This window comes from Nitrospira moscoviensis (assembly GCF_001273775.1).
Classification (GTDB): Bacteria; Nitrospirota; Nitrospiria; order Nitrospirales; family Nitrospiraceae; genus Nitrospira_D; species Nitrospira_D moscoviensis.
This window is the reverse complement of sequence record NZ_CP011801.1, coordinates 1,409,223-1,423,244: the sequence shown is the minus strand read 5'-3', so window position 1 is coordinate 1,423,244 and position 14,022 is coordinate 1,409,223. Positions and strand designations below refer to the sequence as shown.

Genomic DNA, 14,022 nt, shown 5'->3' with positions numbered 1-14,022 from the left:
TTGGGGGCTTGTCATATGTGCTCAACGCCTTTCGGCATCTCATAGGTCATCACCGCCGGCGCGCGTGGGCAATGCCTGGAGGACCCTGTGCTCAACGCCTTTCGGCATCTCATAGGTCATCACTCTGTGACAGACCCTTGATGAAGGTCTTGCTCGCGTGCTCAACGCCTTTCGGCATCTCATAGGTCATCACCGGTGAGATCGGCTCGGGGTTTCTCGTCGCCCTGTGGTGCTCAACGCCTTTCGGCATCTCATAGGTCATCACTCAAGCATGCGCTTCTTGATCTGTTCTTGTGTATTCCGCTGAATCCGGCCACCGATTCCGAGCGAATCCGGCCACCCCTCGGAGCCCCGCGACGCAGGGCCTCAGTGGTCTGTCTTCAGTGGCCGACTTCCGTCCGATTTTGCCAGCCGTTTGCGCATCGATTCTCCTTTGAGCGTGATCTTATAGGCGTTGTGCACGAGCCGGTCAAGAATGGCATCGGCCAGCGTCGGCTCCCCGATCGCCGTATGCCAGTGATCGATCGGGAGTTGACTGGCCACGAGGGTGGCCCGCCGCCCGTGGCGATCATCAAGGAGTTCCAACAGATCGCGGCGCTGTTCGTCAGTTAAGGGAGCCAGCCCCCAATCATCGAGGACCACGAGGTCCGTCTTCGCGAGACTCCGGAGCAGGCGCCCATAGCGGCCATCGCCTTTGGCCACCGCCAGCTCCCGGAAGAACCGCGGCAGTCGCAAATACAAGGCGGAGCAGCCCAGCCGGCAAGCCATCTGGGCCAACGCACAGGCCAGATACGTCTTGCCCGCGCCGGTGGGCCCCACAATCAACACATTGTCATGCTGACGAATCCACTGCCCCGTAGCCAGGGACGCGATGACGCTTTTCTCCAGCCCCCGCGGATGGCGATAATCGAGATCTTCCAAGGTGGCACTGCCGGGGAACCGGGCCTGGGCCAGCCGCCGCGCCAACCGGTGATTGTCCCGGACCGTGCACTCGCGATCGACGAGCAGCCCCAGTCGTTCCTCGAAGCTGAGCCGCTGCACCTCAGGCATCTCCAGTTGTTCCGCCAAAGCGGTGGCCATGCCGGTGAGCTTCATCGCCTCCAGCGCCGTGAGTGTGGGATGACGTAACATCAGAACCCTCCTTCCTGTTGATAATAGGTGGTGCCGCGCAGATGGTCGTGCGCATGCGGGAGTGGGACCGTCGGAACCGGCTCGGGGAGCGGCTGCTGGTCGAGGCCGGTCTGTAAAATGGACTGCACGCTCTTATAGGTGAACGCCTCCAGCACCTGCGCCCGCCGACAGGCGGCCTCCAACCGCGCTGCGCTGTACGTCCGCTCCAGGCGGAGAATCCCCAGACAGGAGCGATAGCCTTGTTCGGGATGCGGCCGCCGCGCCAGGAGTTCGGCCACGACGGTGCCGGTCGCGGGCCCGACGGTCTCCGCCCACTGGATCAGCCGGGAGGGCGACCACGCCAGATAGCGTTGGTGCGCCGAGGGGAGATGCGCGGTGACCGTGGTGTGGCGGCCGCGCTCGGCACTCCGCATATGGCTGGCCACCCGCTGCCCCTTGTAGAAACACTCGATGGTGGCCGCCGTGAGCCGGACATCCAGGGCCTGATGGACCAAGGCGGAGGGGACGCTGTAGTAGTGGCCCTCGACCTCAAGATGCGAATCGATATTCACTCGGGCGATCCGCCACTCGGCATAGACGTAGGGCTCGGTCGGCAGCGGCTGCAAGGCCGGCCGATCCACGGCCTCGAACTGGGACTGCCGACAGCCAGGGAGCTTTTTGAAGGGCCGGCGATTCAGCCGGTCCAAACAGGCGGCGATGGCCGTATTGAGCTCCGCCAGACTGAAGAAGGGGTGATGCCGCAGGCAGGCCAGGATCCAGCGTTCGACGAGCAGCACGCCCGCTTCGACCTTGGCCTTGTCCCGCGGTTTGCGCACCCGCGCCGGGATTACCGCGACGCCGTAGTGCCGGGCCAGATCGGCGTAGGTGGGGTTCAGCTCCGGTTCATACCGGCAGGCCTTGGTGACGCCGCTGCGTAAATTATCGGGCACGAGGATTTCCGGCACACCGCCCAAGAAGGCGAAGGCCCGGACATGCGAGCCGGTCCAATCGGGGAGCGTTTGGGTCCAGGTCGCCTCGGCATAGGTGTAGCTCGATGCACCAAGAACCGCGACAAAGATCTGGGCCTGTCGAATCGTCCCGGTCTGCCGATCCTGGACCGGCACGGTCTGGCCGGCATAATCGACGAAGAGTTTCTCGCCCGCCCGATGCTCCTGCCGCAGACACCGATCCAGGGTGGCGCGCCAGGCCCCGTAGAGATCACAAAAGCGGCTGTACTGATAGCCGTCGGGGTGCTGCGCTTTGTATTCCTGCCACAGCAGCGCCAGGGTCACGCCCTTGCGCGTCAATTCCTGATGCACCGTGGCCCAGTCCGGCATGGCCCGCGGCGGGCTGGTCGGCGAGGGGGCCGCCGGATACAGCCGGGTTTCCAGCTGCGCGTCATCCAGCTCTTCCGGCAACGGCCAGGACAGCCCAGCCGCCGTGGCGCGATAGAGCGTTTCCGCCACCGTGCTGCGCGCCACCCCACAACTGGCCGCGACTTGTCGGTTGCTGAGCCCGCAAGCCCATTTGAGTCGCAATAGGTCTTTGATTTTTCGCATGGTCACTCGCTCCGCTGGCATCAGTCCCTCCCCCCTAGTAAATGGAGGGGACACGATACCCAGGTTGAGGAGGACCTGTGTCGCGGGCGGCTCCGACAGGAGCCCGTGGCGGATCGCCGGCTTATTCCGAGGGATGTCGGCCACCGATTCCGAGGAGACTCGAAACAGTGGCCGACTTCCGGTCGGAATCAGTGGCCGCGTTCCGTCGGAATGGGTGGCCGACTTGCGTCGGAATCAGTGGCCGGCTTGGGTCGGAATACGCACTGTTCGACTTCCTTGTGCTCAACGCCTTTCGGCATCTCATAGGTCATCACGGTTTTTTCATCGATTTGCTGGCCGCGCATTCCCGGTGCTCAACGCCTTTCGGCATCTCATAGGTCATCACCATGGAGCCTCCCGAGTTTGCGGTCGAGGCTGAGTTCGGGTGCTCAACGCCTTTCGGCATCTCATAGGTCATCACCGCGTCGGCTTCGCGCGCGATCAGCTCCCGGTATTGTGCTCAACGCCTTTCGGCATCTCATAGGTCATCACCCGATCTTTCGCGCGTCTGATTTTTCTTGATCCGTGTGCTCAACGCCTTTCGGCATCTCATAGGTCATCACCACGCAGTACTCCGCGCGGCAGTACGTGAAGGACTAGTGCTCAACGCCTTTCGGCATCTCATAGGTCATCACAGAGAGCGTGAAGAAGTCCACGCTGCGCCTTATGAGGTGCTCAACGCCTTTCGGCATCTCATAGGTCATCACTGGTCAACGTCGTCCCGCTGGCCGGGGCTGTCACGTGCTCAACGCCTTTCGGCATCTCATAGGTCATCACGCGCGGCGAGAAACTGACCGGCTACGACGGGAAGGTGCTCAACGCCTTTCGGCATCTCATAGGTCATCACGATTCAGCCGATGGGGGTGGAGCCATGATACTCACGTGCTCAACGCCTTTCGGCATCTCATAGGTCATCACCGGGAGAAGCTATAGTGGACGCCATCACGCTCATGTGCTCAACGCCTTTCGGCATCTCATAGGTCATCACGACATCGTGGACACATAGCGCCCCTCCTGGTTAGAGTGCTCAACGCCTTTCGGCATCTCATAGGTCATCACACTGGCCTGATTTGTCACGTTATTTGCCACTGTATCGTGCTCAACGCCTTTCGGCATCTCATAGGTCATCACGTCGATGTTACGCCGGATCGTGTCGGGATGACAATCGTGCTCAACGCCTTTCGGCATCTCATAGGTCATCACGAGCAATCTGCAGGTGTTCGATACACCTGGCGCCGTGCTCAACGCCTTTCGGCATCTCATAGGTCATCACCGCCCAGACGGCCGCCTTAGCCTTCCGTTGACGTTGTGCTCAACGCCTTTCGGCATCTCATAGGTCATCACTCCATACCTCCTGGTACCCTCTCGTGGTATTCGTCGTGCTCAACGCCTTTCGGCATCTCATAGGTCATCACTCGACGCCATGAAGGCCACGTTTCCCAGCCAGATGTGCTCAACGCCTTTCGGCATCTCATAGGTCATCACCCAAACGGAGGCCGGGTTTATCGGCGCGGTGGACACGTGCTCAACGCCTTTCGGCATCTCATAGGTCATCACTCGGATCCTGCAGGCTCACGAACTGTGCGCGCTTGCGGTGCTCAACGCCTTTCGGCATCTCATAGGTCATCACCGGCACGGGCGCGCTGGTGGGGAATCTGTCCACCGAGTGCTCAACGCCTTTCGGCATCTCATAGGTCATCACGCCGGCGGCGCTTGGTGGGTGCGGTGGTGGCGGTGTGCTCAACGCCTTTCGGCATCTCATAGGTCATCACATCTCACCATCACCGACAAGGACAGCCTGTAGATGTGCTCAACGCCTTTCGGCATCTCATAGGTCATCACACAGATTGCTTGAGAATTCGCCACGGATTCCTCCTAGTGCTCAACGCCTTTCGGCATCTCATAGGTCATCACCGATCTTGACCGACTCCCATCCCCTGTCAGGGAGATGTGCTCAACGCCTTTCGGCATCTCATAGGTCATCACCCGCGCGCCGCTCATTTGTTGCTCTTGCGTGGTCTTGTGCTCAACGCCTTTCGGCATCTCATAGGTCATCACGGGGTGCCGACTGCTCTACCGTGATGCGCTGCTCCAGGTGCTCAACGCCTTTCGGCATCTCATAGGTCATCACAGTAGCGCCGTCGTCAAATGAGACTTCCAGCTCGAGTGCTCAACGCCTTTCGGCATCTCATAGGTCATCACGTGAGGACGGCAAGCCGGTCATCAGCCTCGACTAGTGCTCAACGCCTTTCGGCATCTCATAGGTCATCACCAGGGGCCTGACAATGGGCTTACATCACTACTTAGTGCTCAACGCCTTTCGGCATCTCATAGGTCATCACTGGAGGGGTGCCCTCACTAAGCTTCACAACAGGTTTCGTGCTCAACGCCTTTCGGCATCTCATAGGTCATCACGATAAGCCGACCCTGCTCCAGCCGGGGGCGCAAAAGCTGTGCTCAACGCCTTTCGGCATCTCATAGGTCATCACGGCCTGACACGATTGTGCCGGTGGTGCAGGGGATGTGCTCAACGCCTTTCGGCATCTCATAGGTCATCACCGCTCGTTGGGGCTCGCCTTCGGATCGCCGAACTTGTGCTCAACGCCTTTCGGCATCTCATAGGTCATCACCATCAGGTAGCGGTCCCCGAACTCATCGACGTGCTGGTGCTCAACGCCTTTCGGCATCTCATAGGTCATCACCGTATTGCCAACCGTAAACGTAACTTCGCTCATTAGTGCTCAACGCCTTTCGGCATCTCATAGGTCATCACGTCACACCGACTGGTCAGTCAACTCCATCAACTTGTGCTCAACGCCTTTCGGCATCTCATAGGTCATCACAATAATACGTAGGTACTAACCCATAAGGAGGTTCTGTGCTCAACGCCTTTCGGCATCTCATAGGTCATCACCGCATTTGACGAACTGCGCATGATTCCTGAATTCTTTGAGATAGAGTTCCAGTATCCCTATCCTTCAGACAATTTCGCGAATGGAGCTTCGTGATGTTTCTTCCTTTTCCTTTCGATCCCATTGATTCATGAAGCCACTTCCCGCATTCAGGCATCGTAATCGATTACTTCTCTTTCTTTATCGAGACTCCGCGAATACTTACGAACTGAGAACCCCTTGCACCCATTACACACCGATCGATACATGAAACGCATATCTGAGAGCCGATTCAAAGAACCTTGAACTTCTCATGCTCGGAATCCCAGTCACCCTTCCCTCCTTGAACCTCCATCCGAGAAGCACATCCTGGACACAGACTTGCAACCATCAGGCTATCGACGGGATCGAGCAGAGTCGCCAATTCCCAACGCAACTGTTCGATCTGGCGCTTAGTCAACCGACAGCGGAAGATGGAGTACTGAAGGCTATGCCCATAGCCTTTCAGCAGCTTAAACACGCGCCGCCACCGCTTAGGGTCGCGGATGTCATAGCAGATCAAGTACCAGGCCCGATCTTCTGCCATAGGTCATCTCAATCGCAGTCGAGCAAACAGGCCTGGTTCTCCCGCCCACTCTTTCTCCAGGAGGCGCACTTCCAACTCAATCAATCGGGCGTAAGACAATGAATAGCCGGTTACTGGATGCTTCCACTGATCTTCCTTGCGCCGCTCGTACACTTCGATGGCTTTCTTCCGGCCTGTCTCACTGAGCCACACTTGGGGGCCGGCTTTTGTGAAATCCGCCTCCGGGTCCCATTGCAGACGATTCAACGACGCTACGACCGGCATGTCCCACATCGGCACGCGGAATTCCTCGATGACATCCAAGACAAGAGGGTGCGCCGACGACCGTGGCCGGTGGTAGAAACCAAACGCCGGTTCCAAACCGACCGCGACAATGGCCTGCAGCACATCCTTATAGAGCAACGAATAGCCAAAGCTCAGTACTGCGTTAAAGCAATCCTGCGGCGGCTGGCGTGATCGCCCCGTACAGATCAAACGTGAATCCAAGTCCTTCCGCAGGATGCCGGGAAGTCCTGAAAAGTACGCTCGACCAGCTTCGCCTTCATGTCCCCGTAAGGAATCAATTCCTTCAACGTGACCCATCGCAGCCAGTGCAACACGGATTGCGGCCACGGCCTTTTGTACACCGTTCGCCTCCCGATCGCTCCCCTGCGAAGCACGAAGCAGAAACCGAAGCTGACTGGCAGCCCTCGCAAGTGCAAGTCGCTTGGCCAGACGAAACGCCAGACCAGGATCGCGCAATGCTTCGTACTGCCGGATTCGCCGCTGAACGGGACTGACCCCCGCGACGAGACCGCCCACATAGTTTCCACCGCCTGTCAACCAGTGCAGTCCCACTTCGTGGTGCGCACAGAGATGGATGGCCTGTGTCGTCACCTGCGCGTGCCCATGAATAATCACCTCACCGATGTCTCGAATAGGGAAGGCCGTCTTCTCACCTTCACGCGGGACGACCACTAATCGATCCCCTGCCCTCGTCAGTCGAGCTCCGTGCTCCGTCACGTGGAGCGATTGACGCTCGCGATCTGGCGGGAACAATCGGATCGGTTCACGTTCCTCGTCACGTGCCAGTCGTTCTTCTTCCGGTAAACACACGGGCGCAAGAGAACATCGTGCACAAAGACGTTCGTTCTCCGTGATCGGAGGCCGTTCCACCGATTGGCGTAATGCCCGCGCGCGGGCGACGGCCTTGCGGACTTCATCACGCGCGGCCTGATCGACGGAAACCCGCACTGTGACGTTGTCGGCATGGTAGCGGATGCGGCCTTCCTCGATCGTGGTGCCTAAATGCTCTTCGACCAGCAGCGTATAGGCACACACCTGGAGCCGGTCACTGGACCAGGCCTGTGGCCCATCGTCGCTCTTTGCCGCTCGCCCACGCTTATGTTCGTAGGGAATCACTTGCCCGTCGCGCCGCCGCAAGCAATCAACCTTGCCCTTCAAACCGAGCGCTTCGCTTTCAAGCACGAGGCTGACAATCTCTCCTTCATCCGCTGTGAGTTTTTCATGCAAGCGCCGTCCGGCATAGATGGCTTCATCAGCGATGCGAATCTCCTCAACTTCTTCCAGATAGAAGAGCCGCTCACAATAGGCCAAGGCGTGCAAGGCCATAACGCGGAGGGGAGGTCCCGCCTCGGCTACACTGCTTGGTTTCAACTGAGAATCGGGGTCCATGCTGCTTCCTCAGGCCCCTGGCTAAGATGTCTTGTCACCAACCGATACTGCTGCCATTTGGTCCTCGCCGAACCGACATGATCAGGCCACACCGGCAACGCCAAGTCGCCTTTTCGATCTCTAACGAGGAACCGGCTTTCTTGAAAGTCTGCGGGACGCAATGAGCGAATTTCATCCACGAGATGGGTGCTCTCTCCAAGGCAGAGTCCGCCGAATCGATTGATCTCAGCAGGCCGATTTAGTGTTGCGCGGACACGGTCGGCCAAGCGCGGAGATGAAGCCTCCGTGGTTCCAGGCCGGACCCAGACCGCCAGGCGCACTGCGGTCAGCAGCTCTTGAAAATCAGGACGCCTGTTTTCACCGATCCCCGGTCCGTATTTTCTCGTCTTGACCCTCCACAGCGTCCGAAGAACGACAGAGCGTTCAGGCACGGAGAGTAGCGCGATGGCTATTTGTGCCCCTACATGATGGAGGCGGTCTGGTTCCCCCACCAGGGACAGCAACATCCCATACACAGTGGAGGGTGGTGGGCATGGAAGCGTTTCAAAATACTCTCTCGCTTGAGGCGCACGGAACGAGGCGATCGGAATAGAAACATAGAGCGCCATAGCTTCCATGGACTCTTCCCTCACTTGAGCTCGAGATCTCTGCGGATACGCTGTTTGACCTCATCAGCGGCAGCTTTCACGCCGTCTAAGACAACAGCCCCTTGTTCTTTCAAGGCCGTACCTTGAGCAGTTGTAGCAATAGAGCCGCCCACCACAATCTCATTTGCAGCGATGTCTTTGGACTTGATTCGATCCAACACCTCTTGGCGAATTGCAACTGTTCCGTCGCCTACGGTGAAGCCGTACAAAAACCGTGGAGCGAAATCATCGGTCCAGCGAAAGATGACCGCATCAGGAGAAAAATCGAACAGGAATCGGCTTTGATTGCCCGCCACTTCGGCAAGCGAGACGACCGCATCCACCACATCGAGGGTCCGGGACTTGTCTCTCAGCCATTCCGGCGTGAGCACAAAGCCATATTGGTAACGGGTCGCATGCACTTCCGTTCCATAGAGACTTGTCGAAGTCTTTTGTCCGCTCTTTGCGTTGAAGGTGATATCACCGGCAAAGGGCGTCAAAGATAACGCACGGGTCACCTCCAGTGCCCCCCGACGTTTGTCGCAGGTACCCTTCACGCGCGACTTCTTTTTTCCCTTACCTTCAGCGATTTCCGCCTCATTTCCCTCGGCCTTGCCAGCCTCAGCTAACATGAACCCAAGCACGTCGTCGTCAATGAACGTTTGCTTCCCCTTGCCTTTTCCCTGCGGATCGGTCCATGGCAGCCAGTCTTCATCTTCCCAGCGATGGTCATTGGCATCCTCATCCCATTTCCGGTTCACAGATTTGCCGACCCTTTGCCAATAGTAGCGGATGGCCCATCGAATGGCCTCGGCAGAGACAGTCGTATGGACCTCGCCATTCCAGAGAATCTTCTGAAGCGTGGTAATGTTGCCCTCATTCTCGCCGCGATTGTTGGCCGCTGTTCCGTGATGGGTCACCACCAGTCCAAAAAGATGCTTGCTCATTGCGCGTCTCCTCCTTCCGTGTGGTCAACTCCTGGTGAAACCAGCGCCTCCGCTTCCTCTCTGGTCGCTGGCTGATAGCTTGCCAAAGCCAATAAAGCCAGATCCTTGGCTTTGCGCCAGTTCCTCTCGTCAAATAAAGGCAGGACTTCTTTCCAGCCAGCTTGAAGGTCTCGGAGCGGACCTCCAGCTCGTGCCCAGAAGTCAGTTACTGTCTCGCGTAGCGTCGTTGCGTTCTTGCACCGGGCAAACCCAACACGCACTCGCTCGTACTCACGGCTGGTAAGATCAGTGAACGACGCTCGTTCACGTCTCGCTCGCTCCCCAAGTTGGCCTAATCTGCGACGCCACGCCTCATGACACGCATGAACAAAGATCCGCTCTCGCTCTTCGTCAAAACCCGCTTCAGTGATCATCTTATTCAATCCCTCCCTTTCATACTGGAATACGTGCTTACGAACGTCCTGATCAGCGACGAAATCGCTAAATCTCTCATACCAGGGACAGCCACCATTCAAATTTCGAGCAATCAGATCAGGAACCTGTGGCACATCCCAGAATGGTTCCCCATTGCTCGGCTTGACGAGCCGAGGCAAAAACACCTGGAGACAGAGCCTGTACACACGGAGTCGGTCCTCGTGATGAGCCCGGACTGTATAGAGGTCAACCCGCGTCTTCTGCTGCTTCGACCAAGCAACCGTACCGAACGAAATGACCCGACAGGTGGGAGCGGTGAGGGAATGCAACAGGCCCTTAGCATGAATCGTTGCGAGAACTCGCCATCCTGCATCGGCCGTACCACTGGCCAACAGTTCCTTGACGCCGTGATGCAAAAAGACTGTGCGTGCCTTGGCGTACTGTTCCAGATTCGTTATTTCCGGAACCACTAATGCATATAGAGGCCGCGCTCCCGCGCTGAATCGCTTTATCTGAAAGTAAATGCCACCGACTGGCGCATACAGCAGTGGGATGGATCGTTCCGGCGGTTCTTCCAATGCCGTGGAGCTCTCCCCCAAACCCACATGACGGACGATTCCTCCAGGGAAATGCCAACCGGCGAGCCGAACTACACGAGGATCCCCATCTTCATTTACAAGTTCAATCGAAGCCGCTTGATGTGTGTATGATTTGATTTTCTGGTACCGGAGTGTCAGGGCTATATCATCCACCTCGACAGAAAGAGCGCCAGTGGGTTTATTGGCCGGGTCGCCTTTTCGCGTCTTGCCATGTTGGAGAAATGTTCCCAACATTGCTTTGTGGAGCAGCACCGCAGCTTGAAGATAGCTAAAGGAATCTCCCAGTGCCGAGAAATAGATCACACCGTTCTTATCTATTCTGAACGACTGTTTGAATAGGCCGTCAAAGAAGAGACGTGCATTGTCTTTCCAGTTCAGCGTGACGCTATGGTCGGTTAAATCCCAGCTGCCACCGGGGATTTTTACCTTCTCTGCCTCAAACCTCTTCAGTGTCATCCAGAGGCCGGCCAATCCCACACGATGGAGAGCAGTCATCCCTGGACTGAAGAGATCGAGTACTATTTCTTTGGGCTGATCAGACTTCACTTTTGCCATGCCGCTCCCCATTCTTCGGAGTACTCAATCCGGCCTTGCGGCGCGACCCTAGCAACTCCCAGCCTGGGCCATGACTCCACTTCCTTTGCAACAGGCCCAAGCAACATTGGAATGCTCAGACGTACAACTTGCTTGCGATTGGCTTGCGCCGCTTCCTTATCCTCGTAGCGAATCACCGGAATCGTGGCGCCTGGTTCACGAAGCGGCGCTGTGGTGCTGAACGGCCCGCCATCCAACCAAGCTGATGATACTTCCCCCTGCGCTTCCCGACTGCTGCAGCTTCTCAAAAATGCCTGAGCGAGATCGGCTTGGGATACAGGTCGGTCGCAGACCGTGTCGAGCCATCTTCGCGCCGCTGCGATCTCCTGCTCGTCATATGGCAGCGCGCTTCCCGGCTCCAATACGATGGCGGTCTTCGGCTCCGCAGACGCTTCCGGAGTGACATATCGGTTTAAGCGACCCAGCCGCTGGATCAGTGAGGGGACTGGCGCCAGGTCAGTGACTAAGAGATCGGCAGAGAGGTCCAAGGAGACTTCGCAGACTTGGGTGGTAATGGCCAGAATCGGTTCAGTGTTGTAATGAAATCCTTCAATGACTGCACAGTGCTTAGCCATTCGATCACAGTAGCGATACCGACTGTGGTATACCTCCACAGGTTTAAAGCCTCTGCGACAAGCCTCCTGGAAAAATGCCACAGCTCGATCCACCGTATTGGTGACCCACAAAATCTTTCCGCCCTGGGTGAGTAGTTGGTGAATCCTGGTCCAAACGTCCTCAAGAGAACCGGGCCGAAGCTCATAGCGCGCGATTGTCTCGAGCTCGCTTGGCCCTTCGATTTCTCCCAGGGGCTCACCGAGACCAGCCGTGAGCTTTTTCAGCATTTCAAACCGTTCTTTCGGTAACGAAGCCGTCATTAAGAGAACAGGGACACCACGAAAGGCATCAAGAAACCTGAGCAATGACCCGAACATCCGGTCGTCATAGGCATGCACTTCATCAAACACAAAGGCGCCGTTCGCGATGGCCGGAAACGAGAACAGTCCGCGACGGTTGTTCTGAACGAGTCCCAGGACTGTATCTACGGTACAAACGATCAATGGCACATCCCAGCTAACTAGGGCCTCCAACCGAGTCTGAAAGTCGCCCTCGTAGTCCGGCGCACCTCGCAGATCCTCTAAATCTACCTCTGATCGGCTATGAATCAGCGCCGCTTCCACGTTGTCCGGCAACACGTAGTCGGCATAGCCCTCCGTGGCCGTCCCTGTCGTCGGATAGCAAAAGAACAGCTTCCGGCCTTCATGACGGCTAGCCCATAGGTACGCAGCCGTTGTCTTGCCTGTACCGCATCCTGCACGTACAAGAGTGACTCTGGATGGGCTATTGGCAACTGCCGACTGAAAGAACCGAAGCGTTCTTCCCTTCAACCTTTGGATCGCCAGCCTTTCCATATTGCCCTTAGAGCAGGTTCGTGAGAGGACTTCTTTCACCCAGTCCACAGCGCTGAATCCCGAACGCGGGAGTGCGGAGCCGGCCAAATCTGCGGCGATCACTAAGGCCTTAACCAAAGCGATGAATTTGCGCTCTTCAGGTGAAGCCTGTTGCCACCAGTGCCAAGCATCGTTCATCCACTGGTGGACTTCCGAAAGCGGACTATCCTCAAGGAGATCAATTTCCAAATCCTGAAGTGACAGCGAGTGATCGCCGAGAGCTAATTCCTTGCTAGTTTGCTGAAGAAGGCTGGATACATCTTGGTGACCCATCGCAACCATCACTCTGGAGTTGCCACTTCCAGCCCGTGGTGCGAGTGCGCTTCCATTCTCAACTTCGAGATGATGCCCAACTGCCGCAAAGAGAGCTGCTTTTCTTTTCACATCATCTCCATCAGGAAACAGGCACACATCCAGCACAGGGAGACGCAGAAGGACCCAAAGGCTTACCCACTCGTGCCGAAAAGCCTGTGGTGGGGTCGGTCCTTGTCGGAGGAGACGCTGAAACTGATGATTCGCTTTACCAAGATCGTGAAGAAATGCCCCGCGAGTGACGGCTTCATGTAAGCGGTTCTCCCAAGACAATGGGAGGCTCATCGAGTCCAAAAAGACATTGCCCCAGGATTCGGCCAAGACTTTTGAAACTTTGACGACTTCCAGTATGTGCCCAGGTAGAGTTTCACTGGGATTCGGAGCGTCGGGTGACCTACTCTTCTTCGCCAAGAGGTGTCGATATGGTGAAATCATTGCTGAACCGTCCTCTGGAACGGCACAAACACACCGCAACCCATCCGCCGTCGCCCGCCGATGCCGGCTTCTTGGAGTTTGATCGATCCTTCAACATCTAATTCCGAAGCAAGCACTTCAAAGCCGACCACTTGCTTGTCTTTGATCCGCAATGTTCGACGCTCGCCCAGTTGGAGAGCGGCCGTCACACTCATAGCTTCCAACTGACGCTGAGCCGCCTCGATAAATTCCCCTGCTTCCATAAACCCCTTAATGGTCACCAAGCGCGCAACGAGCGCCACGGCCGATCGAAGGGCCCGCAACTCCGGCACCCCGAGACGGAACCGATGGCCATCCACTTCCAGCGTCTTGCCTGCCAACTTCAGGAACTCGCGAATCCGGTCGTCCGGTGTGCGAATGATCAGCCTCGATGCTGGAGACAGCAGCAAGCACCCATCGCCATCGAATCGCCCGCGAACGGGATGAACCCCAATGTCCTTGGCATCGTGCAGCTCTGGCACAACCCGGTTGATTGCGGCATAGACCGCGTAGCCGTGATCCACCGGTATCCGCATTCCCATCAGCCTGAATGCAAGATCAATCATTGGCATGGAAGCTCTCCCGCTTCAGAAACGAATAGCGAAACGGCTCAACACCCCCTCACCCCTCCCCTCTCCCACCAGGGGCGAGGGCTTTCGGAATAACGACGGCTTGCAGGCGAACCGGGTCTGATACGGATACGGCTCGTTCCCCGTCGCCTGTTTGAACCATTGAGAAAAGTTTCGTTCCTGGTTCATCCGTTATCCCCC

General features: G+C 57.3%; 9 protein-coding genes and 2 CRISPR repeat arrays (1 of these 11 cut by a window edge). All 9 genes read right to left on the bottom strand.

The genetic code is table 11. The features are described 5' to 3' along the window. Window positions 1-265: a CRISPR direct-repeat array (repeat unit 36 nt; unit sequence GTGCTCAACGCCTTTCGGCATCTCATAGGTCATCAC); it reaches 127 nt to the left of the window's first position. Window positions 266-366: 101 nt separating this feature from the next. The 9 genes from istB to cas6 all read right to left on the bottom strand — a co-directional run bounded on the left by istB (window position 367) and on the right by cas6 (window position 13,824). Then, a complete protein-coding gene (istB, locus tag NITMOv2_RS06945; RefSeq protein WP_053378012.1) occupies window positions 367-1,131 on the bottom strand; it encodes an IS21-like element helper ATPase IstB in 765 nt (254 codons plus the stop codon). Continuing rightward, window positions 1,131-2,669: an IS21 family transposase gene (gene istA / locus NITMOv2_RS06940; protein ID WP_145976116.1), complete on the bottom strand. Its 1,539-nt coding sequence runs from the start codon at window positions 2,667-2,669 to the stop codon at window positions 1,131-1,133. The genes istB and istA overlap by 1 nt, the downstream gene beginning before the upstream one ends. A gap of 278 nt (window positions 2,670-2,947) precedes the next feature. Further along, window positions 2,948-5,622: a CRISPR direct-repeat array (repeat unit 36 nt; unit sequence GTGCTCAACGCCTTTCGGCATCTCATAGGTCATCAC). A gap of 269 nt (window positions 5,623-5,891) precedes the next feature. Continuing rightward, window positions 5,892-6,185 (bottom strand): CRISPR-associated endonuclease Cas2, encoded by a 294-nt coding sequence (cas2, locus tag NITMOv2_RS06935; protein ID WP_053379173.1) that lies wholly within the window; start codon window positions 6,183-6,185, stop codon window positions 5,892-5,894. 3 nt (window positions 6,186-6,188) lie between these two features. Further along, window positions 6,189-7,859, bottom strand: a complete 1,671-nt coding sequence (locus NITMOv2_RS06930; RefSeq protein ID WP_053379172.1) for a type I-MYXAN CRISPR-associated endonuclease Cas4/Cas1 — start codon at window positions 7,857-7,859, stop codon at window positions 6,189-6,191. Then, on the bottom strand, window positions 7,838-8,467 hold the full coding sequence (gene cas5 / locus NITMOv2_RS24930; RefSeq protein WP_420799893.1) for a type I-MYXAN CRISPR-associated protein Cas5/Cmx5/DevS: 630 nt from the start codon (window positions 8,465-8,467) through the stop codon (window positions 7,838-7,840). Before cas5 ends, NITMOv2_RS06930 begins: the two co-directional genes overlap by 22 nt. A 20-nt stretch (window positions 8,468-8,487) precedes the next feature. Beyond that, window positions 8,488-9,432: a DevR family CRISPR-associated autoregulator gene (locus tag NITMOv2_RS06925; protein WP_053379171.1), complete on the bottom strand. Its 945-nt coding sequence runs from the start codon at window positions 9,430-9,432 to the stop codon at window positions 8,488-8,490. Further along, window positions 9,429-11,000 carry a type I-MYXAN CRISPR-associated Cas8a1/Cmx1 gene (gene cas8a1 / locus NITMOv2_RS06920; RefSeq protein WP_187299391.1) on the bottom strand — a complete coding sequence of 524 codons (1,572 nt, stop codon included), beginning with the start codon at window positions 10,998-11,000 and terminating at the stop codon, window positions 9,429-9,431. The genes NITMOv2_RS06925 and cas8a1 overlap by 4 nt, the downstream gene beginning before the upstream one ends. After that, on the bottom strand, window positions 10,988-13,234 hold the full coding sequence (locus tag NITMOv2_RS06915) for a CRISPR-associated helicase/endonuclease Cas3 (RefSeq protein ID WP_083447828.1): 2,247 nt from the start codon (window positions 13,232-13,234) through the stop codon (window positions 10,988-10,990). The genes cas8a1 and NITMOv2_RS06915 overlap by 13 nt, the downstream gene beginning before the upstream one ends. Further along, window positions 13,231-13,824: a type I-MYXAN CRISPR-associated protein Cas6/Cmx6 gene (cas6, locus tag NITMOv2_RS06905; RefSeq protein WP_053379167.1), complete on the bottom strand. Its 594-nt coding sequence runs from the start codon at window positions 13,822-13,824 to the stop codon at window positions 13,231-13,233. The genes NITMOv2_RS06915 and cas6 overlap by 4 nt, the downstream gene beginning before the upstream one ends. Between the last annotated feature and the right edge of the window lie 198 nt (window positions 13,825-14,022).